This window comes from Pseudomonas sp. IT-P44 (assembly GCF_949768225.1).
GTDB classification, from domain to species: domain Bacteria; phylum Pseudomonadota; class Gammaproteobacteria; order Pseudomonadales; family Pseudomonadaceae; genus Aquipseudomonas; species Aquipseudomonas migulae.
This window is the reverse complement of the sequence record NZ_CATKQM010000010.1, coordinates 114612-136142: the sequence shown is the minus strand read 5'-3', so window position 1 is coordinate 136142 and position 21531 is coordinate 114612. Positions and strand designations below refer to the sequence as shown.

Genomic DNA, 21531 nt, shown 5'->3' with positions numbered 1-21531 from the left:
CACCGCAGAAACGGATATGTACCCCAAACCACAAACCCAACCCGCCGGTCACAGTAAAGGTGGGCTTTGTCCGCGAAGACGCCTAGCCTGTGACGACGACAATCGAGGTGTGCCATGCGTGTGCTGTTAGTGGAAGACGAGCCGGAGACCGCCAAACTCCTGGCCAACGGCCTGAGCGAAGCGAGTTACTCGGTGGATGTGGCGCTCAACGGCATGGACGGCCGTCGCTTCATCGAGACCGGTGAATACGAGCTGATCATTCTTGACGTCATGCTACCGGGGTTGAACGGCTGGCAATTGCAGCAACAGATCCGCAAGCTCGGCGAGACACCAGTGCTGTTTCTCACCACCAAGGATGGCATTGAAGATCGCCTGCGCGGGTTGGAGCTGCATGAGGACGATTATCTGCTCAAACCGTTTGCCGTGAGCGAGTTGGTGGCGCGGGTGCGCAAGTTGGTGCGGCGTAATCGTTGATGGGGATGTGGTGAATTGACGGACGCCTTCGCGGGCAAGCCTCGCTCCTACCCGGCCCAAGCCCTAACTTGTAGGAGCGAGGCTTGCCCGCGAAGAGGCCGGAACAGGCAGCACAAATTCACATCACCGCAACCCATCCCGAAACTGCCCCGGCGTCATCCCCGTCCAGCGCTTGAACGCGCGGCTGAAACTGCTCGTATCCGCAAACCCCAATAAATAACTGATTTCGCTTAACGAACATTGCGGGTCGCGCAGGTGCAGCAGCGCGAGGTTTTCGCGGCTTTCATTGAGCAGCGTGTCGAACCTGCAACCCTCGTCTGCCAAATGCCGTTGCAGGCTGCGCAAGCTCAAGTGCAAGGCCTTGGCGATGTGTTCTGCGCTGGGCTCGCCCTCGGGCAGTTGCTCTTCAATGGCGTCGCGGACCTTGCGCTCCCAGGTCAGCGGTTTGAGCTGCGCCAGCGTGCGTTTGAGTACGGTTTCGTTGTGTTCGGCCAGTTCCGGGTTGGCGTCGTCCAAGTGACTGTCGAAGTCCACCAGCGCAAACTCCAGCCGGTCTTCGTCGGCCGAAAAGTGCACTGGTGAGCGGAAGACTTTGTGCCATTGATGCGCGTCGGCCGGTTCCGGGCGACGCAGGTACACCGCGAGCGGCGCGTAGTCGCGGCCCAGTCGGTTGCGGCAGGTGCGCACGTAAATTGCGGTGAAAGCGTCGATGGCTTCGAACGCTGGCGCCGGGTTGCCTGGCGGGATTTTCAGGCGGAAGCGATAGCGATCCTCGGTGCGGCTCAGTTCAAGATCCAGGGCATCGCTGACCACCTGGTGATAACGCACGATGCGCTCGAACACTTCGCGCAAACTGCCGCTGGCCACCAGCGCATAGCCGAGTGCGTGAAAGGTGGTCGGGCTGACGAAGCGCGACACCCGCAAGCCGATCGCCGGATCGCCGCTGACTTGCACCGCGATTTCCCACAGCCGCGTAGTGCCCGACAACGGGTAACGGGCGTTCGGGTCGTCCATCAATTGCGGGTCGAGCCCCGCCTGGTGGCACAGCGCGGTGCTGTCGAGGCCCAGCGCATCGAGTTGCTTGCGCAGGGCGCGGGTCCAGCTGGCGAGGGAGGTCGGTTCAGTCATGCTGATTGGCGCTTCCAGTCAACAGGTTGGCGTCCAGGGCTACCGCCTTGTGAAGGTTCACACGGCAGGATGCGAACATCAATAACCAGAGGATGGAAGCATGGACGGTACTTCTGCAAGTCCCCAGCGACTGAATGCAGCTCAGCGATCTGCTCATATTCGCGAAGTGGTGTTGGCCAAAGGCGTCGAACTGCGTAAACGCTACCCGATTCTCAACCATCAGGACGCCTTGGGCGCGGGCATTCTGGCCTTTGCTTTGGCGGGAATGATCGGTTCGGCAGCGCTGTACATCAGCGGATACATGGCCTGGTGGGCATGTCTGCTGCTCAACGCGTTCTTTGCGTCGCTGACCCACGAGCTGGAGCACGACCTGATTCATAGCATGTACTTCCGTAAACAACGCGTGCCGCACAACCTGATGATGGGCCTGGTGTGGCTGGCGCGCCCGAGCACGATCAACCCGTGGATTCGCCGGCATCTGCACCTCAATCACCACAAAGTGTCCGGCACTGAAGCCGACATGGAAGAGCGCGCGATCACTAACGGCGAGCCTTGGGGTTTTGCGCGGCTGTTGATGGTCGGCGACAACGTGATGTCGGCGTTCATCCGCATGCTGCGGGCCAAGACCTGGACTCACAAGTTCAGCATCATCAAACGCGCGCTGAAGGTCTATGCGCCCCTCGCGCTGGTGCATTGGGGCGCCTGGTACGTGTTTCTCGGCTTCCACGCCGCCAACGGCATCGCACATCTGCTGGGAGCACCGATTGAATGGTCGGCGACCACGCTCTCGGTGATGCAGGTGATCGATATCGCGGCAGTGGTGATCATCGGCCCGAACGTGCTGCGCACGTTTTGCCTGCACTTTGTCAGCTCGAACATGCATTACTACGGCGATGTGGAGCCGGGGAACGTGATCCAGCAAACCCAGGTACTGAACCCATGGTGGATGTGGCCGTTGCAGGCGTTCTGCTTCAACTTCGGCAGCAGCCACGGGATTCATCACTTCGTGGTGAAGGAACCGTTTTACATCCGCCAGTTGACCGTGCCGGTGGCGCACAAGGTGATGCGCGAGATGGGCGTGCGGTTTAACGATTTCGGGACGTTCGGGCGGGCGAACCGGTTTGTTCGTAAAGAGGAAATTGAGGCGCAGGCTGTAGAGGGGGTTCGTGTCTGAGGGCCTCTTCGCTGGCAAGCCAGCTCCTACAGGGGGGTGGCTTGCCGGCGAAAGCGGTCGTTCTGTTCAAACCGCGACGCTGACATCCTGCTTGTCCAGCGCCACCAACGTCTCGATCATCGCCCGCGCAGCCGGTGACAACCGGAACCCCGTGCGGCTGACAATCCCGCACCGCACGCTCATGCTCTCGATGTGCGGCGGCAGGTTTCGCCAGTGCAGCAGCACCAGCGAACCGTCGGCGATGTCCTCGACAAACGCTTCCTCCGTGCCTACTCCGATGGCGTTCGATTGCAGCACGATCCTGGCCAGCGCCGCAAAATGCTCGGTCTCGATGGTCGGTGAAAAATCGATCCGGCCGCTGAGGTTCGCCAGCAGTTTGCGAATGCCCGGCGGGATCAGCGTGGTCGCCAGCGGGTAATCGAACATGTCGTTGGTCGACAGGCTTTCCTTGGCCAGCAACGGATGCCCCGGACGGCAGAAAAACACGCCGCGTTTGGGTGTCAACGCTCGGGTCTGAAAGTTCGGATCCGCTTCGAAATGGCGGATGTCGGCGATGAAAAATTCGATCTCTTCACGGCTCAGGGCGCGGCTGAGTTTTTCCCAGTTATCCACCTGAAAACAGGTGCGTATTTTCGGGTGGGCACCGATGAATTGCGCCACCGCATCCGGCACCAGTTTTACCGCCGGTGCCGGGCCGCAGCCGAACCGCAGTTCACCGGCGTCGAGCTTGGTCATTTGCGTGACTTCGGCGTTGAGCAGTGCGGCGCCCTGTACCAGCGTCAGCGCATGTTGCAGCACCACCTGACCTTCCGGCGTGGGGCGCAAGTCCTTGTTGCCACGGTCCACCAATGCACAGCCGAATTCCTGTTCAAGCCCTTGAATACTGCGACTGAATGCCGGCTGAGTGATGCCCATGGCGTCGGCTGCCCGTACGAAACTTCGGTGTTCGGTGAGGGCAATGAAGTAACGCAGCTGACGAAGGTCCATAGGTTTTTCCCGGCATCCTGAAACGACCTCGATGGCATGTGCGACGAGCGTGGTTGAGGTTTTTTAAAGGTAATCGCTTATTCCGTCAACGAAGCAATCAAATAACTATTAGATGATAAAAGAATATCAATAGAGCGTTGTTCCTGCCGCCCGATTGTCGGTGCCAAGGCCTCGTGGCCGTGAAAATGGTCCCGAAATCATGCCTTTGGTGAATATTTTCGATGCCTTAAAAGCATGTGATTTCAGCCTGTTGCCCGCAGCCCTTGCCGGGCAAGGCCTGGAGCCGATGGCTGGTCTTTTATATTCGCTTTTGGTCTATGCATAACTTTAAAGATTACTTTCTGAGATAAGCGTCTGCCTCAATGATTCACCCATCGATACGTCGTCGGGGGATGTCTGGCACGACGTTTCGGTTATCCGCAAAGAGACCGCAGGGAGTTAAGCAATGGGCAATGTCCAGACCGCCGCCAGCGCACACGAGGTGCTGTGGCGCCAGGCGCCAGGTGGCGAGTTGGTCGACCTCGGCCGGGTGCACCGAGTGCCCTTGGGGCAGCTGCGTTTGCAGCGTGCGCCCAAGGGCATTCTGAGTCGCCGGGAAACGATTCTGCTCGGTGTGCTGGCGCTGCTGGTGCATGGCGCAGTCATCTATTGGGTCAATCAGCAGCCGACCAAGGCATTGCCGATCGTGCCGCCGGAAATTCCGCCGATGACGATTGAATTCTCGCGTCCGGCGCCGCCCGTGGTCGAGCCGCCGCCACCGCAGTCGGTGCAACCCGTGGTCGAGCCACCGCCGCCGGTGGAAGACGAGCTGGCCGTGAAGCAGCCGCCACCGAAACCGATTCCCAAGCCAAAACCGGTCGCCAAGCCTGTGCCGAAACCGGTGCAAAAAGTCGCCCCGCAACCGCCTGCGCCGCCACAACCGGCAGCACCTGTCGCGGCCCCGGCGCCACCTGCACCACCGGCGCCCGCGCCGGTGACACCCGCCTCGGCCAATGCCGCGTACCTGAAAAACCCGGCGCCGGAATACCCGTCGCAAGCCGTGCGTCGCGGTTGGGAAGGCACGGTGTTATTGCGGGTGCATGTGTTGGCCAACGGCAAGCCTGGCGAGATTCAGATCCAGAAAGGCAGTGGTCGCGATTCCCTCGATGAGGCGGCGATCAATGCCGTGAAACGTTGGAGTTTCGTGCCGGCCAAGCAGGGTGAAGTCGCCCAGGACGGCTGGGTCAGCGTGCCCATCGATTTCAAGCTTCATTAAACCGCAACCAAATTCGCGCGAAACGTTTACACGAGGAACTCATCATGACGTTACTGGCATCTCCACTTGAATCCATCGAAAGCGCGGTGATTTGGCTGCTGGTGATTTTTTCCGTTGCCACTTGGGGCCTGGCGTTGCTCAAAGGCGTGCAGTTCGGCCGTCTCAAGGTGCAGGACCGAAAGTTTCATAAGCAGTTCTGGGCGGCGTCGAGCCTTGATTCGGCGGCGGAGCTGGCCGAGACCCAGCCCGGCGCGGCGGCCCGAGTGGCCCAGGCCGGCTATGCGGCAATACAGGTAGGGGAGGCGCCACAAGCGGCGGATTTGAGCCAGGCGATCAACCATCAGGATCGTCTTGAGCGCGCCTTGCGTCAGCAGATCGTGCGTGAGCGCCGCTCGCTGGAAACAGGTTTGGCGGTGGTCGCAAGTATTGGCAGTACATCGCCGTTCATTGGTTTGTTCGGCACTGTGTGGGGAATCATGGAGGCGTTGAAAGGAATCAGCGCAGCGGGCTCCGCCAGCCTGGAAACCGTGGCCGGGCCGATTGGCGCGGCACTGGTGGCGACCGGTGTGGGGATCGCCGTCGCGGTACCGGCGGTGCTGGTTTACAACTACTTTTTGCGTCGTCTGAAACTGACGGCGGCGGACCTGGATGACTTCGCCCATGACTTCTACAGCCTGGCGCAGAAGAGTTCGTTCCGTGTGCTGATTCATCCGACGGCGCATAAAACCGCCGCATCGGGCAGCGCGCAGAAAGTGAAGGAGGCGTCCTGAGATGGCTTTCTCCACGCAAGACAGCGATGAGGTGCTAAGCGAGATCAACGTGACACCGCTGGTGGATGTGATGCTGGTGCTGCTGGTGGTGTTCATCGTCACCGCGCCGCTGCTGACCAACGCGATCCCGATCAACCTGCCCAAGACCGAGGCCGTGGCGCCGGTGGAGCAGAAGGACCCGCTGGTCGTGAGCATCGACGGTGCCGGAAAACTGTTTATCAACAAGGACGAAATTCAGCCGGACTTGCTGGAGTTCAACCTCAAGTCGGCGAAGGCCAAGGATCCCGAAGTGCGTGTGCAATTGCAGGCGGACGACGGGGTGAATTACGGCGAAGTGGCGCGAGCCATGGCGTCGATTGAGCGGGCAGGGATTACCAAGTTGTCGGTGATTACCGCACGCTGACCGATTTTCGATTTTCCGGGGCCGTCTCCTTGGCAGGGTGCGGCCCCTTTTTTTATTCCAGAAAAACACGCGGTCCTGTAGGAGCCGGCTTGCTGGCGATCGCGTCCTTCCAGCCAACGAAAATGTTGCCTGACACACCGCTATCGCCAGCAAGCCGGCTCCTACAGGTCGTGTGCCTCTTATATTCTTTATGGGTCTTAATAAATAGCTTCTTATTCCTTAACGAATATAACTCTCCTCCCTATACTCGATCAGGAACAGACACGCAGCAGGAGAGTTCCCCCATGCGCAACGAATCAATTCGCTATCTGATTGTGCCGGGCTGGCAAGGATCGCCAGATGATCATTGGCAAAGCCACTGGCAGAACAGCTTGCCGAACAGCGCGCGGGTGGAGCAGGCCGATTGGCTGACGCCCCGTCGTGAAGACTGGGTAGCGGCATTGGCCGAGGCGATTGCCGCTGACAGCACGCCGGTGATTTTGATTGCCCATAGCCTGGGTTGCATCACGGTCGCGCATTGGGCGGCCACTGCCCCGCTGAATTTTTTGCGCCAGGTGCGCGGTGCCTTGCTGGTTGCACCGGCAGACGTCGAGCGTCCGGCCTGCGCGCCAGCCTTGCGCAACTTCGCACCGATTCCGACGAGCCTTTTGCCGTTCCCGAGCCAGGTGGTCAGCTCCGACAACGACGCCGCTGTCAGCGCACCGCGTGCGTTGGAACTGGCACGTAACTGGGGCGCCGAGGCAGGAATACTGTCGGGTGCCGGACACATCAACGTGAAGTCCGGTCATCAGCGCTGGGAGCAGGGTTTTGCTTATCTGTATCGCCTGCAAAACCGCATGGAACATCACGCCCTGCGCCGCGCTTGAACCTTTTCTTTTTTTAACATCGCCCCCCGTCTCCCGGCGGTTTTGGGCGGGAGTCTGCCATGAGTTTTGAAGCCTTCGGTCAGCCACTGCTGACCTTTCCCGACGCAGAAAAAAGTCCGCTGAGCATCCGCGCCAAGGCGCTGGTGTTCGTCGATCCGCGCTCGCGTCAATTGCGCGCCGAGCTGGAGCAACTGGCCCCGCGTTCGATCTCCGTGTTGATCCGTGGCGAAACCGGTAGTGGTAAAGAACTGCTGGCGCGGCACATCCATCGCGCCAGTGATCGTGGTGGGTTGTTCGTGTCGGTCAATTGCGGCGCTATCAGCCCGACCTACGCCGACGCCGAATTGTTCGGTTATGCCGCAGGCAGTTACACCGGTTCGGCGAGCAGTCGTGCTGGCTGGTTCGGTTCGGCCAATGGCGGCACGTTGTACCTGGATGAAATCGGCGACTTGCCGCTGCCGATCCAGATCAAGTTGCTCGCCGCACTGGAAAACCACGAAGTCACCCGCGTCGGCGCGCATCAACCGAGTCCGGTGGACGTGCGTCTCGTGGCCGCGACCAGCATTGATCTGGCGCAAGCCGTGGCCGCCGGGAAATTCCATGAGCGGCTTTATCACTACCTCAGCGAAGGACAGCTGGAACTGCCGGCGTTGCGTGAGCGGGTGGGCGATATCCTGTCGTTGTCCGAATACTTTCTGGGCATCTACAGCCAGCGCCTGGACCTGCCGGTGCCGCTGATCAGCGAAGCTGCGCAGCAGTTGCTGGAACAGCACAGCTGGCCGGGCAACACCCGGGAGCTGGAAAACGTCATCCACTTTGCATTGCTGGTCAGCACTGGCGACGAGATCCTGCCCGAACATTTGAACCTGCCCGAAGCACCAGCGCCGCTGACGCAGATCGAGCAGCAGCTCCGGCACATCCTCACCAAAGGCACTGCCACCGAACAAGCCGCCCTCAAACAACTCCTCAAAAACACCGCACTCTTGTAGGAGCGAAGCTTGCTCGCGAACCAGGCGACACGGATTTTCTGGAAGGACGCCTTCGCGGGCAAGCCTCGCTCCTACAGATCGAGAACACACCGAGCTCTTGTAGGAGCGAAGCTTGCTCGCGAACCAGACGACACGGATTTTCTGGAAGGACGCCTTCGCGGGCAAGCCTCGCTCCTACAGATCGCTAACACACCGAGCTCTTGTAGGAGCGAAGCTTGCTCGCGAACCAGACGACACGGATTTTCTGGAAGGAGGCCTTCGGGGGCAAGCCTCGCTCCTACAGATCGCGAACACACCGAGCTCTTGTAGGAGCGAAGCTTGCTCGCGAACCAGACGACACGGATTTTCTGGAAGGAGGCCTTCGGGGGCAAGCCTCGCTCCTACAGATCGCGAACACACCGAGCTCTTGTAGGAGCGAAGCTTGCTCGCGAACCAGACGACACGGATTTTCTGGAAGGACGCCTTCGCGGGCAAGCCTCGCTCCTACAGGTGGGTGCGGCGAAATGCAGCCAACACGTGAGTTAGAGCTGTATGAACAAAATGGAATATGAAAGTGAATAAAAGATATTGTTCGGGAATAAAAAATCCCGGTATTGTCCGCTTCACGCCAGCGATAGCACTTCACTGGCACTCGTACTAAACAAGCCGTCGTCGATGACGACCGTGATTTTCGATAAGGACACTGCATGAAAAAGGTTCTGTTGTTCACCGCATTGGCGGCTGCCCTGACCGCGGGCCTGGCCCAGGCCGGCGAGAAACTGGTAATTGCGGCGACCCCGGTCCCACACGCCGAGATTCTGGAGCTGATCAAGCCAACCCTCGCCAAAGAAGGCGTGGACCTGGAAATCAAAGTGTTCACCGACTACGTTCAGCCAAACGTACAAGTTGACCAGAAGCGTCTGGACGCCAACTACTTCCAGACCCTGCCGTACCTGAAAAACTTCAACGAAGGCAAAGGCACCAACCTGGTGACCGTGATCGGCGTTCACGTTGAACCGTTCGGTGGCTACTCGAAGAAGTACAAAAAACTGGCTGACCTGCCAAACGGCGCGACCATCGCTCTGCCGAACGAAGGCAGCAACAGCGGTCGTGCTCTGCTGCTGTTGCAGAAGGCTGGCCTGATCGAGTTGAAAGACCCGAAAAACGCTTTGGCTACTCCGAAAGACATCGCCAAGAACCCGCACAACTTCAAGTTCAAGGAACTGGAATCGGCCATGTTGCCGCGCGTTCTGGACCAGGTTGACCTGGACCTGATCAACACCAACTACGCGCTGGAAGCGGGTCTGAACCCGGCTAAAGATGCGCTGGTGATCGAAGGTGCTGATTCGCCTTACGTGAACTTCCTGGTGGCTCGTCCAGACAACAAGGACAGCGTAGCCATCCAGAAACTGGCCAAGGCGTTGACCAGTCCGGAAGTGAAAGCCTTCATCGCCAAGAAATACAGCGGCGCCGTACTGCCGGCGTTCTGATTGGACGCAGCATCAAACCCCTTCAAGGTTTCGAACGCCGACGGCTAGCAATAGCGTCGGCGTTTTTTATTGCGCGTGCACATTCCAAATGTAGGAACGAGCCTCTTGTAGGAGCCGGCTTGCTGGCGATTCAGACAACGCGGTGTATCAGGACGGACGCCTTCGCGGGCAAGCCTCGCTCCTACAGATCACGGACACACCGCACTCTTGTAGGAGCGAAGCTTGCTCGCGAACCAGACGACACGGATTTTCTGGAAGGACGCCTTCGCGAGCAGGCTCGCTCCTACAGGGGGTAGGCGTGCTCCGGAGGCTTAGGCCGCCCTGGCCTTCAACGCCCTGCGCAACGCCACCAGCAGCTTCACGATGTCTTGCGGATCAAGCCGTTGCGGTACTTTTACGTCAGCCATGTTCTCTTCCTTGTGATGGTTCGGCCGGGAGTCTGGCCAAAAGCTGTGCGTCCTTGGAGGGCTATTTCGAAAAAAAGATCCTTCCTACAGCGAAAAGGAAAATAGTCGTCTTCCCCCTTCTCGGCAAATTCACCGGATAGTTTTTTGCGTGATATCAATATGCTTTAACGGTATTTAAATTCCGATTCTTATACCTTTAAAGTCGGTGCCTGCCGGGAGGTTATCCACCGCCCATGGACTGCGCCACCGTCGCTTACCGAGCGACGTCCAGGATGTTCAATGAACTTCGATTACGCTTTTATCCTCAGCACCCTGCCGGCGTTTCTCAAGGCCGTGGGCGTGACGCTGCAGGTCGGCTTCATCGCCATTGGCACCTCGCTGCTGGTGGCCTTGATCAACGCAACGATCCTGGTGTTCCGCACGCCTTACCTGCAACGCCTGGTCGGGTTGTACGTAGAACTGGCGCGCAACACGCCGCTGCTCATTCAACTGTTCTTCGTGTATTTCGCCTTGCCGGCGCTGGGCATCAAGGTGTCAGGCTTCACGGCGGCGACTATCACCATGACGTTCCTGGGCGGCGCTTACCTCACGGAAGTCCTGCGCGCCGGGGTGGACGCGGTGCCCCAGGCGCAGCTCGAGTCCGGTCGCTCCATCGGCTTGTCCCACGGGCAACTGCTGCGCTACGTGATCCTGCCGCAGGCCGGCATCCTCAGCCTGCCGTCGCTGTTCGCCAATTTCATTTTCCTGCTCAAAGAGACCACCGTGGTCTCGGCCGTGGCGGTCCCGGAAATTCTCTACACCACCAAAAGTTACATCGCGCTCTACTACAAAACCTACGAAATGCTCGCCGTGCTGACGCTGATTTGCGTGCTGCTGTTTTTGCCGCTGTCGCTGCTGCTCAGCCGTCTGGAAAGGAGGCTCCAGCATGGCCAGTTCGGGTCTTGAATTGTTGTGGGTGTCGTTGCCGCAATTGGGCAAGGGCGCTGCGCAAACCCTGTCGATCTCTTTCCTGAGCATCGCCATCAGCACCGTCGGCGGTGTGCTTTACGGCGTTTTGCGTACGCTGAATTCGAAATGGCTGAACGCGATTTTGCGCGTGTATCTGGAGCTGTTCCGGGCGATCCCGGTGCTGGTCTGGTTGTATCTGCTGTTCTTCGGTCTGCCGATTTTCTTCGGCCTGAGCATTCCGAGCTTCTGGTGCGCGGTGCTGGTGCTGTCGCTGTGGGGCGCCAGCGAAGTCGGCGAAGTGGTGCGCGGCGCCTTGCATTCGTTGCCACGCGGCCAGCGTGAAGCGGGCCTGTCGATCGGCTTGAACGGCCCGCAACTCTACGGCTACGTGCTGCTGCCCCAGGCGCTGAAACGCATGACCCCGCCGACCATCAATGTCTACACGCGGATCATCAAGACCAGCTCCCTGGCGGTGCTGATTGGCGTGGTAGACGTGATCAAGGTCGGCCAGCAGATCATCGAACGCACCTACGAATCGGTGCTGATCTACGGCGCGCTGTTCCTGTTTTTCTTTTTCATCTGCTACCCGCTCTCGGCCGCCTCGCGCGTGCTGGAGCGGCGCTGGACGCAAGCATGAGCGCATTGATCGAGTTCAAGGGTTTCAACAAGTTTTTCGGCGAGCAACAAGTGCTCGACGGCATCGACCTGCAGGTGAAATCCGGCGAAGTGATCGTCATCCTCGGCCCCAGCGGCTGCGGTAAAAGTACCCTGTTGCGTTGCCTCAACGGGCTCGAAGTCGCGCACAGCGGCAGCCTGACATTTGCCGGCCGCGAGCTGCTGGACAAAGGCACCGACTGGCGCGAAGTGCGCCAGCAGATCGGCATGGTGTTCCAGAGCTATCACCTGTTCCCGCACATGAGCGTGCTCGACAACCTGCTGCTCGGCCCGGTCAAGGTGCAAAACCGCGAGCGTCGCGAAGCCCGGGATCAGGCCGAAGCCTTGCTGGCGCGCGTGGGTCTCTCGGACAAGCGCGACGCCTTTCCTCGCCAGCTCTCCGGCGGCCAGCAGCAACGCATCGCCATCGTCCGTTCGTTGTGCATGAACCCCAAGGTCATGTTGTTCGATGAAGTCACCGCCGCCCTCGACCCGGAAATGGTCAAGGAAGTGCTGGAAGTCATTCAGGGCCTGGCCCGCGAAGGCATGACGCTGTTGATCGTCACCCACGAAATGGCGTTCGCCCGCGCCGTGGCTGACCGCATCGTGTTCATGGATGCCGGGCGAATCCTTGAGCAAAACCCTCCCGAGATTTTCTTTACGAACCCGCAAACCGCACGAGCGCAGCAGTTCCTGGAGAAGTTCTCCTACGTCGCCGCACTACCCAAAACGACTCAAACAAAGGAACTGGAACTGCCATGAAAACTGCCAAGTCTTCTTTACTGCTACTCCCGCTGCTCGGCCTCGCGTTGCTGGCCGGCTGCAACAAAACCGAAGAACCCGCCAAGCCGAAAGTCGCCAGCGAAAGCACCGCGCCGGCCAGCTACCTGGACAAAATCAAGGCGCGGGACAAGTTGATCGTCGGCGTTTTCACTGACAAGCCGCCGTTTGGTTTCGTCAATGAAGCGGGGCGTTACGTTGGGTTCGATACTGACATCGGCCGTCAATTTGCCAAGGATCTGCTCGGCGATGAAAACAAGGTCGAATTCGTCGCGGTGGAACCGGCGAGTCGGATTCCGTTCCTGCAAAGTGACAAGGTCGACCTGATCCTGGCCAACATGACCGTGACCCCGGAGCGCAAGGAAGCGGTGGACTTCACCAACCCGAACCTGAAAGTTGCAGTACAGGCATTGGTGCCACAGGCCAGCGAAGTGAAACACCTCGATGACCTGGCGACCCGCACCACCATCGTCACCACCGGCACCACGGCGGATATCTGGCTGACCAAGAATCACCCGGACTGGAAACTGCTGAAGTTCGAGAAAAACTCCGAGTCCCTGCAAGCCCTGGCCAACGGTCGTGGCGATGCGTATGCGCAGGACCATCTGGTGCTGTTCAGCTGGGCCAAGCAGAACCCTGGCTACCGCGTGCTGGATCAGAAACTCGGTGCAGAAGCGCCGATTGCGCCGGCGGTGAAGAAGGGCAACATCGAGTTGCGTGACTGGGTGAACGCCGAGTTGGCGAAGCTGGGTGAAGAGAAGTATCTGCTCAAGCTGTACGACCAGTATGTGCGCAAGGAGTTGAGCGATGACACCAAGCCTGAGAGCGTGATTGTCGAGGGTGGGAAGTGGCAGGGCTGATTCTGTAGTTTTTGCAGCGACCTTTCGGCCCTCTTCGCGAGCAAGCCCGCTCCCACAGTTGATCGAGTTGTCCCGACGGACGCGGTCCAATGTGGGAGCGGGCTTGCTCGCGAAAGCGGTTTATCAGGCGCTGACTAATCCGGCCAATGCCACGCCGGCTCATCCAGCATCCGCTGCCCGACAATCCCGGTCTGGCCCAGATTTTTCTCCAGCACGATGCAGTTGCACTCGGGATCTTCCTGTAGCGCCGAAATCAACCGCCGGGCATGGGACACCACCCACACCTGACACTGCTCCGACGCGCGGATAATCAAGCGCGCCAACGCCGGCAACAGGTCCGGGTGCAGGCTGGTTTCCGGCTCGTTCAGCACCATCAGCGTCGGTGGGCGCGGCGTCAGCAGTGCCGCCACCAACAGCAAATAGCGCAACGTCCCGTCGGACAACTCCGCCGCCGACAACGGCCGCAATAACCCTTCCTGATAAAACTCGATGGCGAACCGGCCACCGGCCAGCGGCTCGATATGCAGACGCGCACCGGGAAACGCATCGCTGATGGCGTTGCGCAAAGCCTCGGGGTCGCCAATCTCGATAATGGTCTGCAACGCTGCCGCCAGGTCTCTGCCGTCGTGGTGCAGCACCGGGGTGCGGGTGCCCAGCTGTGGCTGACGCACCGGCGCGTCGGCGTCGCTGCGAAAGTGATCGTAGAAGCGCCAGCGGCGGATGAACTCACGCATCTCCAGCACCTCCGGCGAGGTCCGCAAGCTGCCAACCTGATCGAACAGGCTGTCGAAAGTTGGCGTGTGCTGAGCCAGCACGTCCCAGCTGCGGTTGGCTCGGGTGCGGATCATCGGGCCGTCGCGATCCACCAGCAGGCTCGCCGGACGATAATGCGCCCCGGCCCACAGGCATTCACGCTTGATTTGCGGATCGAGGCTGAACCGTGACGCAATGGGGGTGCTGTGCCCGGGCAACATGAAATGACCGTTGGAATCGGGCAGCCCCAGGCTGATCGAGTAGCCGAAGTCGTCCCCGGCAAACCCCAGGCGCAAGCGTTTGACGCCGTGGCGAACGGTCGCCTCGATCGGCACTTCGCCGTTGCGCATGCGCCGGGTGATGGTTTCAGGTCCCGCCCAGAAGGTCGAATCCAGGCCGCCTTCGCGGGCCAACGCATTGACCACACCGCCCTGAGCGGTTTCCGCCAGCAGGCGCAACGCGCGGTAGAGGTTGGATTTGCCACTGCCGTTCGGCCCGGTGATCAGGTTCAGACGACCCAGTGGAATCACCAGTTTATTGATCGAGCGGTAATTGGCCACCGCGAGGGTTTTGAGCATGGGAAGCTTCCTTACTGCTATGAGTGCAGCAAACCTGTGCACCTGTTGAACCCTGTTCTAAGCTCACAGTCGTATCGCCATTGGCACGTTCGTACGACGCAAAGGAGTCTGCATGGCTGGTCCCGGATTGAAAAGAGTGGTTGGCCTGAGTCTTCTTGTCCTGCTGGGGGCCTGCGGGGAAAAACCCCAGGTCGAAAAGGATCGTCCGCGGGTGTTCGTGCAAGTCGTCAACGCCGCGAATTACGCCGCGTCCGTGACCCTCACCGGTGATGTTCAGGCGCGCGTCCAGACAGAGCTGTCGTTCCGTGTCGGTGGCAAGATCATCCAGCGCTCGGTCGATGTCGGTGACCGGGTGTCGGCCAAGCAAGTGCTCGCCAGGCTCGACCCGAAAGACCTGCAAACCAATGTCGACTCGGCCCAGGCACAGGTCGTCGCCGAGCAGGCGCGGGTCAAACAGGCCGCCGCCGCCTTCGTCCGCCAACAAAAACTCCTGCCCAAGGGCTACACCAGTCAAAGCGAGTTCGACTCTGCCCAGGCCGCATTGCGCAGCAGCCAGAGCGCGCTGACGGCTGCCCAGGCGCAACTGGCCAACGCCCGCGAGCAACTGAGTTACACCGCGCTGATCGCCGACGCGCCGGGAGTGATCACTGCCCGGCAGGCCGAAGTCGGCCAGGTGGTGCAGGCCACGATGCCGATTTTCAGCCTGGCGCGCGACGGTGAGCGCGACGCGGTGTTCAACGTCTACGAGTCGCTGCTGACAGAGGACCCTGAGGGCAAAACGATTGTGGTGAGCTTGCTCGATAACCCGGCCATCAAGACCACGGGCACGGTTCGGGAAGTCACCCCGGCCGTTTCCGCGCAGACCGGTACGGTGCAGGTCAAGGTCACCCTTAACGGTTTGCCGGAAGGCATGCAACTTGGCTCGGTGATCAGCGGCACGGCGAAGACGCCGAGCAAAGCCGCAATCGAACTGCCATGGTCGGCGCTGACCAAAAACCTCAGCGAACCGGCCGTGTGGCTGGTGGATGACGAGGGCAAGGCGCAATTGCATACGGTGACGGTGGGTCGTTACCTGACCGGCAAAGTCATCATCAGCGATGGCCTGAAGGGCGGCGAAAAAGTCGTCATTGCCGGCGGTCAGTTGCTGCACCCCGGCGTCAAAGTGGAAATCGCCGAAAACACCTACAAGGATTTAGCTGCGGGAGCCCAGCCATGAAGCGCGTGTTGCTGGTGTTCGCCGGAATGCTGCTGGTGGCCTGCTCGAAAGAAGAACCGCCGCCAGAGCCGGTGCGTCCGGTGCTGTCGATCAAGGTCCAGGCGCTGGGCGAGGAGAGTCTCGGCCGCTTCGCCGGCAGCATTCAGGCCCGATACGAAACCAATGTCGGCTTCCGCGTGCCGGGGCGCATTGCCAGTCGCAACGTCGATGTCGGCGCCGAGGTCGAGAAGGGCGCCTTGCTCGCGACCCTCGATCCCACCGATCAGCAAAACCAGTTGCGCTCGGCTCAGGGCGATCTGGCGAAGGTTCAGGCACAACTGATCAACGCCCAGGCCAACGCCCGGCGTCAGCAGGAGCTGTTCGATCGCGGGGTCGGTGCGCAGGCGCAACTGGACATCGCCCAGACCGATCTGAAAACCACTCAGGCTTCCCTCGATCAAGCGAAGGCGGCGGTCGATCAGGCCAAGGACCAACTCGATTATGTCGAGTTGCGCACCGACCACAAAGCCATCGTCACCGCGTGGAACGCCGAAGCCGGGCAAGTGGTGACCGCCGGCCAGCAAGTGGTGACCCTGGCGCAGCCGGACATCAAGGAAGCGGTAATCGACCTGCCCGACACGCTGGTGGATCAGTTGCCCGCGGATGTGGTGTTTCAGGTCGCCGTGCAACTGGAACCGAACATCACCACCACCGCCATCGTCCGCGAAATCGAACCCCAGGCCCAGAGCGCCACCCGCACCCGGCGCGCCCGCCTGACCCTGACCGACACACCACCGGGGTTTCGCCTGGGCACGGCAATCAGCGTCACCCTCAGCTCTGCGATCAAGCCACGAATCGAGTTGCCCCTGACCGCGCTGCAAGAGGTCGATGGCAAATCGCGGATCTGGGTCATCGACCCTCAGACCCAAACCGTTTCCCCGCGTGACATCAGCCTGATCAGCCGCACCGATTCCACCATGGTCCTGGCCAGCGGCGTGAAGTCCGGCGAGCGTGTCGTGAGTGCCGGTGTGAACAGCCTGAAGCCTGGGCAGAAAGTGAAAATCGATGAGGACAGCCCACAATGAAAGGGAGTTTCAACTTATCCGAATGGGCCCTCAAGCATCAGTCGTTTGTCTGGTATTTGATGTTCATCGCGCTGCTGATGGGCGTGTTCTCGTACATGAACCTCGGCCGTGAGGAAGACCCCTCGTTCACCATCAAGACCATGGTCATCCAGTCCAGCTGGCCGGGTGCGACCCAGGAAGAAACCCTCAAGCAGGTCACCGACCGCATCGAGAAAAAGCTCGAAGAACTCGACTCCCTCGACTATGTGAAAAGCTATACACGACCCGGTGAGTCCACGGTCTTCGTGAACCTGCGCGACACCACCAGCGCCAAGGACATCCCGGAAATCTGGTACCAGGTGCGCAAGAAGATCAACGACATTCGCGGCCAGTTCCCCAAGGGCCTGCAAGGGCCTGGGTTCAACGACGAATTCGGTGATGTGTTCGGTTCGGTGTACGCCTTTACCGCTGACGGCTTGTCGATGCGCCAGTTACGCGATTACGTCGAGCAGGTCCGCGCCGAGATCCGTGAGGTGCCGGGGCTGGGCAAGGTCGAGATGGTCGGCGAGCAGGATGAAGTGCTCTACCTGAACTTCTCCACCCGCAAACTGGCGGCGCTGGGCATTGATCAGCGTCAGGTCGTGGATAGCCTGCAATCGCAAAACGCCGTGACGCCGGCCGGGGTCATTGAAGCCGGTCCAGAGCGGATTTCCATTCGCACCACCGGGCAGTTCGCTTCCGAGAAAGACCTGGAAAACGTCAACCTGCGGCTCAACGATCGCTTCTATCGCCTGGCCGACATTGCCGACATCAGTCGGGGTTATGTCGACCCGGCGACCCCGGAGTTTCGCTACAACGGCCATCCGGCCATCGGCCTGGCCATTGCCATGAAGAAGGGCGGCAACATTCAGGATTTCGGCAAGGCGCTGCACCAGCGCATGATCGACCTGACCGCCGATTTGCCGGTGGGCGTCGGTGTGTACAACGTTTCCGACCAGGCCGCCGTGGTGGAAAAAGCCGTTGGCGGCTTCACCAGCGCGCTGTTCGAAGCGGTGGTGATCGTGCTGGTGGTCAGCTTCGTCAGCCTCGGCGTGCGCGCCGGGTTAGTGGTGGCGTGCTCGATTCCGCTGGTACTGGCGATGGTCTTCGTCTTCATGGAATACAGCGGCATCACCATGCAGCGGATTTCCCTCGGCGCGCTGATCATCGCCCTCGGCCTGCTGGTGGACGACGCGATGATCACGGTCGAGATGATGGTCACCCGACTGGAGATGGGCGAAACCAAGGAGCAGGCGGCCACGTTCGCCTACACCTCGACCGCGTTCCCGATGCTCACCGGTACGCTGGTGACGGTGGCCGGTTTTGTACCGATCGGCCTGAACGCCAGTTCGGCGGGCGAGTACACCTTCACGCTGTTTGCGGTGATTGCCGTGGCGATGCTGGTGTCGTGGGTTGTCGCGGTGTTGTTCGCGCCGGTGATCGGCGTACACATCCTCAGCGCCAACGTGAAACCTCACGATGAAGAACCTGGTCGCATCGGTCGCGCCTTCAATTACGGCATGCTCTGGTCCATGCGCAATCGCTGGTGGGCCATCGGCATCACCATTGCCTTGTTCGTGGCGTCGGTGTTTTCCATGCAGTTCGTGCAGAACCAGTTCTTCCCGTCCTCCGACCGGCCGGAAATTCTCGTCGACCTGAACCTGCCGCAAAACGCTTCGATTGCCGAAACCCGCAAAGCCGTGGACAAGCTCGAAGCGACGCTCAAGGACGACCCGGACATCGTGCGCTGGAGCACTTACATCGGCGAAGGCGCGATCCGTTTCTACCTGCCGCTCGACCAGCAATTGCAAAACCCGTACTACGCGCAATTGGTCATCGTCAGCAAAGGCCTGGAATCGCGAGAAGCCCTGAGTCAGCGTTTGCGCGAACGCTTGCGCAAGGATTTCGTCGGCATTGGCAGTTACGTCCAGGCGCTGGAAATGGGCCCGCCTGTCGGGCGGCCGATCCAGTACCGGGTCAGCGGCAAGGACATCGACCAGGTGCGTAAACATGCCATCGCCCTGGCCACCGAGCTGGACAAGAACTCGCACATCGGCGAGATCATTTACGACTGGAACGAGCCGGGCAAAGTCCTGCGCATCGACATCGCCCAGGACAAGGTGCGGCAACTGGGGTTGTCGTCGGAAGACGTGGCCAACCTGATGAACAGCATCGTCGTCGGTGCGCCGGTGACGCAGGTTGATGACGATATCTACCTGATCAACGTCGTGGGCCGCGCGGTGGACGCGGAGCGCGGAACGCCGGAAACGTTGCAGAACCTGCAGATCGTCACGCCCAGCGGTACTTCGATCCCGCTGCTGGCTTTCGCCACCGTGCGTTATGAACTGGAGCAGCCGCTGGTGTGGCGCCGCGACCGCAAGCCGACCATCACCATCAAGGCTGCGGTGCGCGACGAGATTCAGCCGACCGATCTGGTCAAGCAACTGAAGCCTGAGATCGACAAATTCGCCGCCGCTTTGCCGGTAGGCTACAAGGTCGCCACGGGCGGTACGGTTGAGGAAAGCGGCAAGGCACAAGGGCCGATTGCCAAGGTGGTGCCGTTGATGCTGTTCCTGATGGCAACGTTCCTGATGATTCAATTGCACAGCGTGCAGAAGCTGTTCCTGGTGGCGAGCGTCGCGCCGCTCGGCCTGATCGGCGTGGTGCTGGCGCTGATTCCCACCGGCACGCCGATGGGCTTCGTGGCGATCCTGGGGATTCTGGCGTTGATCGGGATCATCATCCGCAACTCGGTGATTCTGGTGACCCAGATCGATGCCCTGGAGAAAGAGGGGCTGTCACCGTGGGATGCGGTGGCGCAAGCCACGGAACACCGTCGCCGGCCGATTCTGCTGACGGCTGCGGCGGCGAGCCTGGGGATGATCCCGATTGCCCGGGAAGTGTTCTGGGGGCCGATGGCCTACGCGATGATCGGCGGCATCATCATCGCGACGTTGCTGACGCTGCTGTTTTTGCCGGCGCTGTATGTGGCCTGGTACAAGATTCGCGAGCCGAAAAAAGAGGTCCAGTAAAAGCAGAGCGCTTCGCGCTCTATTCGCGAGCAAGCCCGCTCCCACAGGGAAATGCGGTCTCCTGTGGGAGCGAGCCTGCTCGCGATGGCGTCCGACCTGACTACTCAGATTTACGCCAGACACTCGCCAACCAAGGCTGCTGCTCCCGCGGCAGACCCGCCGGCCGGTAGTAATGCTCCAACTCCACAAACCCCGCCGCGGTGAGCAAATCCTGCCACGCCTGAAGATCGTGATAAGCCCCATACCGCGGCCCATTCCACCCCTCCTGATTTTCACCACGCGGATTGGAACTGAACAACACCCCACCCGGCCTCAACGCCCCACGCAATTCCTTCAACACCCGTGGCAATTCCTGACGTGGAATGTGAAACAGCACCGCGTTGGCAAAAATCCCGTCAAAGCGTTCAGCCGGCAAATCAAGCTTCAGAAAATCCTGCTGCCACACCTCGCAACCACTGTCTTCACGCGCCATTTGCGCAAACTTTTCCGAACCGTCGAGGCCGACCGCGGTGTGGCCCATGCGCGTGAACGTCTGCAAATCCCGACCCGGCCCGCAGCCAAAGTCGAGGATGTCGAAGGGCGCCTCACCCTGAATATGCCGCAGCAACGCATCAATGTTCTGGCTGACATCGTGATCGCGCGTCCCTTCGCGAAAACCTTCGGCCACTGAGTTGTAATGACCGAGGGTGGTGGAGGTGATTTTCTCAAGGTCGTCCGGGGTTTGTTTCATGGCGGGCTGCGCAGGCAATTGGGATTCGCCGAATATACGCCATCAGGTTCGGGGCTGCTGCGCAGCCATTCGCGGGCAAGCCTCGCTCCTACAGGGTTCGCGTGATCTTCTGGACGGTGTGAAACCTGTAGGAGCGAGGCTTGCCCGCGAAGGCGATTTAACTGTCGACCGATTATTCAGGCCGGTTTCCGGTGTGCTTCATCCCCAAACATTCAATGGACCGGTCAACCATCGCCTTGGCAATTTCCAGCAAATGCCAAATAGAGAACACCATGGCCCTGTCGGCACCTTTCAGTTGATCGCCACACCGATAAGCGGTGACCGAGGCGCAGCGCAAAAGGTCGGCGACATAGAGTTGCGTGTCCTCGAAGTTCACGTCCTGGCTGACGTTGTAGAAGCGCAGTTCGTCCGGTGCGCCGGTATGTTCGCGGGTGAGGTAAAAATCGATTGCGTGGTAAAGCGCTGAACGACCTTTAAGCGGATCGTCGTTGTCTTTGCTTGAGGTTTCTGGAGGTGGATCGGGGACTGGTTTTTTCACTTGTGTTGCTCCTATTGATGCATGGGAGCCGCCACTTTTCGCCTACTAAAACGATGGGTGGCGGCTGCGCGCAGGTTAGTAGACCGGTCAATAGGCAAACCGGCGCACCCGAAGGTGCCCCACGCACAGCCACCATATTCAGCATCCGGCAAATTGCCAGACATGATCATGAACACGCTATGCACCTATCGATCCGGGCTACTAATCCCGATCACTGATGAGCAGTGACGGACCGAGACTAGCCAGCGGATTTGCCAGGCGCAAGCGTGCGGAATCATCTAGGAAACGTCCTGCAAATGAAAGGGATTGGCCTTGTAGGAGTGCTGATTTCTCTGTGGGAAAACTTCCCGATTTGTAGTGAATTTCCTACCGCTAACCTTGATTCAGCGCTTGTTCAACCCCCGTCCCCCCAACACTCTCGGTGCGGCTACCTGTTAC

The 21531-nt window shown here is 60.1% G+C and carries 21 protein-coding genes; 16 read left to right on the top strand and 5 right to left on the bottom strand.

All coding sequences use genetic code 11. The features are described from left to right. The first annotated feature begins 114 nt into the window (after positions 1-114). A complete protein-coding gene (locus ACM6IO_RS05860) occupies positions 115-474 on the top strand; it encodes a response regulator (RefSeq protein ID WP_192226685.1) in 360 nt (119 codons plus the stop codon). 123 nt (positions 475-597) lie between these two features. On the opposite strand, the gene ACM6IO_RS05855 is transcribed toward ACM6IO_RS05860, so the two are convergent. Beyond that, positions 598-1602 carry an AraC family transcriptional regulator gene (locus ACM6IO_RS05855; protein ID WP_008034389.1) on the bottom strand — a complete coding sequence of 335 codons (1005 nt, stop codon included), beginning with the start codon at positions 1600-1602 and terminating at the stop codon, positions 598-600. A gap of 100 nt (positions 1603-1702) precedes the next feature. Between ACM6IO_RS05855 and ACM6IO_RS05850 the strand changes: the two genes are divergently transcribed. Continuing rightward, positions 1703-2776, top strand: coding sequence for a fatty acid desaturase (locus tag ACM6IO_RS05850; RefSeq protein ID WP_207285567.1), 1074 nt, complete (start codon positions 1703-1705; stop codon positions 2774-2776). A 66-nt stretch (positions 2777-2842) separates the two neighbouring features. On the opposite strand, the gene ACM6IO_RS05845 is transcribed toward ACM6IO_RS05850, so the two are convergent. Beyond that, on the bottom strand, positions 2843-3763 hold the full coding sequence (locus tag ACM6IO_RS05845) for a LysR family transcriptional regulator (protein ID WP_192226689.1): 921 nt from the start codon (positions 3761-3763) through the stop codon (positions 2843-2845). Positions 3764-3962: 199 nt separating this feature from the next. Here ACM6IO_RS05845 and ACM6IO_RS05840 point away from each other — a divergent pair, with 199 nt between their 5' ends. From ACM6IO_RS05840 to ACM6IO_RS05790, 11 genes are all read left to right on the top strand, one after another. Beyond that, a complete protein-coding gene (locus ACM6IO_RS05840) occupies positions 3963-4088 on the top strand; it encodes a hypothetical protein (protein ID WP_414911125.1) in 126 nt (41 codons plus the stop codon). Between the two features lie 120 nt (positions 4089-4208). Next, positions 4209-5018, top strand: coding sequence for an energy transducer TonB (locus ACM6IO_RS05835; RefSeq protein ID WP_414911124.1), 810 nt, complete (start codon positions 4209-4211; stop codon positions 5016-5018). A 44-nt stretch (positions 5019-5062) separates the two neighbouring features. After that, positions 5063-5788, top strand: coding sequence for a MotA/TolQ/ExbB proton channel family protein (locus ACM6IO_RS05830; protein ID WP_414911123.1), 726 nt, complete (start codon positions 5063-5065; stop codon positions 5786-5788). 1 nt (position 5789) lies between these two features. Continuing rightward, complete coding sequence (locus tag ACM6IO_RS05825; protein WP_003220570.1) at positions 5790-6191, top strand: ExbD/TolR family protein; 402 nt, start codon at positions 5790-5792, stop codon at positions 6189-6191. Positions 6192-6475: 284 nt separating this feature from the next. Beyond that, positions 6476-7057, top strand: a complete 582-nt coding sequence (locus tag ACM6IO_RS05820) for an alpha/beta hydrolase (RefSeq protein WP_008034402.1) — start codon at positions 6476-6478, stop codon at positions 7055-7057. Positions 7058-7116: 59 nt separating this feature from the next. Continuing rightward, positions 7117-8046, top strand: a complete 930-nt coding sequence (locus ACM6IO_RS05815) for a sigma 54-interacting transcriptional regulator (RefSeq protein WP_192226693.1) — start codon at positions 7117-7119, stop codon at positions 8044-8046. A 686-nt stretch (positions 8047-8732) separates the two neighbouring features. Next, on the top strand, positions 8733-9515 hold the full coding sequence (locus tag ACM6IO_RS05810) for a MetQ/NlpA family ABC transporter substrate-binding protein (protein ID WP_008040224.1): 783 nt from the start codon (positions 8733-8735) through the stop codon (positions 9513-9515). Between the two features lie 686 nt (positions 9516-10201). Beyond that, positions 10202-10867: an amino acid ABC transporter permease gene (locus tag ACM6IO_RS05805; RefSeq protein ID WP_414911122.1), complete on the top strand. Its 666-nt coding sequence runs from the start codon at positions 10202-10204 to the stop codon at positions 10865-10867. Further along, positions 10848-11507, top strand: a complete 660-nt coding sequence (locus ACM6IO_RS05800) for an amino acid ABC transporter permease (protein ID WP_223415282.1) — start codon at positions 10848-10850, stop codon at positions 11505-11507. The genes ACM6IO_RS05805 and ACM6IO_RS05800 overlap by 20 nt, the downstream gene beginning before the upstream one ends. Continuing rightward, complete coding sequence (locus tag ACM6IO_RS05795) at positions 11504-12286, top strand: amino acid ABC transporter ATP-binding protein (RefSeq protein ID WP_226298364.1); 783 nt, start codon at positions 11504-11506, stop codon at positions 12284-12286. Before ACM6IO_RS05800 ends, ACM6IO_RS05795 begins: the two co-directional genes overlap by 4 nt. Continuing rightward, positions 12283-13164, top strand: a complete 882-nt coding sequence (locus ACM6IO_RS05790; RefSeq protein ID WP_414911121.1) for a transporter substrate-binding domain-containing protein — start codon at positions 12283-12285, stop codon at positions 13162-13164. The genes ACM6IO_RS05795 and ACM6IO_RS05790 overlap by 4 nt, the downstream gene beginning before the upstream one ends. 134 nt (positions 13165-13298) lie before the next feature. On the opposite strand, the gene ACM6IO_RS05785 is transcribed toward ACM6IO_RS05790, so the two are convergent. Next, positions 13299-14495, bottom strand: a complete 1197-nt coding sequence (locus ACM6IO_RS05785; protein WP_008040215.1) for an AAA family ATPase — start codon at positions 14493-14495, stop codon at positions 13299-13301. A 112-nt stretch (positions 14496-14607) separates the two neighbouring features. On the opposite strand from ACM6IO_RS05785, the gene ACM6IO_RS05780 reads away from it, so the two are divergent. From ACM6IO_RS05780 to ACM6IO_RS05770, 3 genes are read left to right on the top strand one after another with little or no spacing between them, the layout of a single operon-like run. After that, a complete protein-coding gene (locus ACM6IO_RS05780) occupies positions 14608-15711 on the top strand; it encodes an efflux RND transporter periplasmic adaptor subunit (protein WP_207285573.1) in 1104 nt (367 codons plus the stop codon). Continuing rightward, positions 15708-16775, top strand: coding sequence for an efflux RND transporter periplasmic adaptor subunit (locus ACM6IO_RS05775; protein ID WP_008032507.1), 1068 nt, complete (start codon positions 15708-15710; stop codon positions 16773-16775). The genes ACM6IO_RS05780 and ACM6IO_RS05775 overlap by 4 nt, the downstream gene beginning before the upstream one ends. Further along, positions 16772-19825 carry an efflux RND transporter permease subunit gene (locus ACM6IO_RS05770; RefSeq protein WP_192226706.1) on the top strand — a complete coding sequence of 1018 codons (3054 nt, stop codon included), beginning with the start codon at positions 16772-16774 and terminating at the stop codon, positions 19823-19825. The genes ACM6IO_RS05775 and ACM6IO_RS05770 overlap by 4 nt, the downstream gene beginning before the upstream one ends. Before the next feature lie 100 nt (positions 19826-19925). On the opposite strand, the gene ACM6IO_RS05765 is transcribed toward ACM6IO_RS05770, so the two are convergent. Together ACM6IO_RS05765 and ACM6IO_RS05760 are read right to left on the bottom strand one after the other, a co-directional pair. Then, the gene (locus ACM6IO_RS05765; protein WP_414911120.1) at positions 19926-20555 is read right to left on the bottom strand and encodes a class I SAM-dependent methyltransferase; all 630 of its coding nucleotides are present in this window, start codon (positions 20553-20555) and stop codon (positions 19926-19928) included. A gap of 172 nt (positions 20556-20727) precedes the next feature. Beyond that, positions 20728-21093, bottom strand: coding sequence for a DUF6124 family protein (locus ACM6IO_RS05760; protein WP_008032502.1), 366 nt, complete (start codon positions 21091-21093; stop codon positions 20728-20730). Positions 21094-21531 lie beyond the last annotated feature (438 nt).

Bases quoted from the DNA above. Each gene is read 5' to 3' on its own strand.
- ACM6IO_RS05830 (WP_414911123.1), top strand. From the start codon at position 5,063: ATGACGTTACTGGCATCTCCACTTGAATCCATCGAAAGCGCGGTGATT.
- ACM6IO_RS05770 (WP_192226706.1), top strand. From the start codon at position 16,772: ATGAAAGGGAGTTTCAACTTATCCGAATGGGCCCTCAAGCATCAGTCG.
- ACM6IO_RS05795 (WP_226298364.1), top strand. From the start codon at position 11,504: ATGAGCGCATTGATCGAGTTCAAGGGTTTCAACAAGTTTTTCGGCGAG.
- ACM6IO_RS05825 (WP_003220570.1), top strand. From the start codon at position 5,790: ATGGCTTTCTCCACGCAAGACAGCGATGAGGTGCTAAGCGAGATCAAC.
- ACM6IO_RS05810 (WP_008040224.1), top strand. From the start codon at position 8,733: ATGAAAAAGGTTCTGTTGTTCACCGCATTGGCGGCTGCCCTGACCGCG.
- ACM6IO_RS05805 (WP_414911122.1), top strand. From the start codon at position 10,202: ATGAACTTCGATTACGCTTTTATCCTCAGCACCCTGCCGGCGTTTCTC.
- ACM6IO_RS05835 (WP_414911124.1), top strand. From the start codon at position 4,209: ATGGGCAATGTCCAGACCGCCGCCAGCGCACACGAGGTGCTGTGGCGC.
- ACM6IO_RS05850 (WP_207285567.1), top strand. From the start codon at position 1,703: ATGGACGGTACTTCTGCAAGTCCCCAGCGACTGAATGCAGCTCAGCGA.
- ACM6IO_RS05780 (WP_207285573.1), top strand. From the start codon at position 14,608: ATGGCTGGTCCCGGATTGAAAAGAGTGGTTGGCCTGAGTCTTCTTGTC.
- ACM6IO_RS05855 (WP_008034389.1), bottom strand. From the start codon at position 1,602: ATGACTGAACCGACCTCCCTCGCCAGCTGGACCCGCGCCCTGCGCAAG.
- ACM6IO_RS05800 (WP_223415282.1), top strand. From the start codon at position 10,848: ATGGCCAGTTCGGGTCTTGAATTGTTGTGGGTGTCGTTGCCGCAATTG.
- ACM6IO_RS05765 (WP_414911120.1), bottom strand. From the start codon at position 20,555: ATGAAACAAACCCCGGACGACCTTGAGAAAATCACCTCCACCACCCTC.
- ACM6IO_RS05775 (WP_008032507.1), top strand. From the start codon at position 15,708: ATGAAGCGCGTGTTGCTGGTGTTCGCCGGAATGCTGCTGGTGGCCTGC.
- ACM6IO_RS05840 (WP_414911125.1), top strand. From the start codon at position 3,963: ATGCCTTTGGTGAATATTTTCGATGCCTTAAAAGCATGTGATTTCAGC.
- ACM6IO_RS05815 (WP_192226693.1), top strand. From the start codon at position 7,117: ATGAGTTTTGAAGCCTTCGGTCAGCCACTGCTGACCTTTCCCGACGCA.
- ACM6IO_RS05860 (WP_192226685.1), top strand. From the start codon at position 115: ATGCGTGTGCTGTTAGTGGAAGACGAGCCGGAGACCGCCAAACTCCTG.
- ACM6IO_RS05820 (WP_008034402.1), top strand. From the start codon at position 6,476: ATGCGCAACGAATCAATTCGCTATCTGATTGTGCCGGGCTGGCAAGGA.
- ACM6IO_RS05785 (WP_008040215.1), bottom strand. From the start codon at position 14,495: ATGCTCAAAACCCTCGCGGTGGCCAATTACCGCTCGATCAATAAACTG.
- ACM6IO_RS05790 (WP_414911121.1), top strand. From the start codon at position 12,283: ATGAAAACTGCCAAGTCTTCTTTACTGCTACTCCCGCTGCTCGGCCTC.
- ACM6IO_RS05845 (WP_192226689.1), bottom strand. From the start codon at position 3,763: ATGGACCTTCGTCAGCTGCGTTACTTCATTGCCCTCACCGAACACCGA.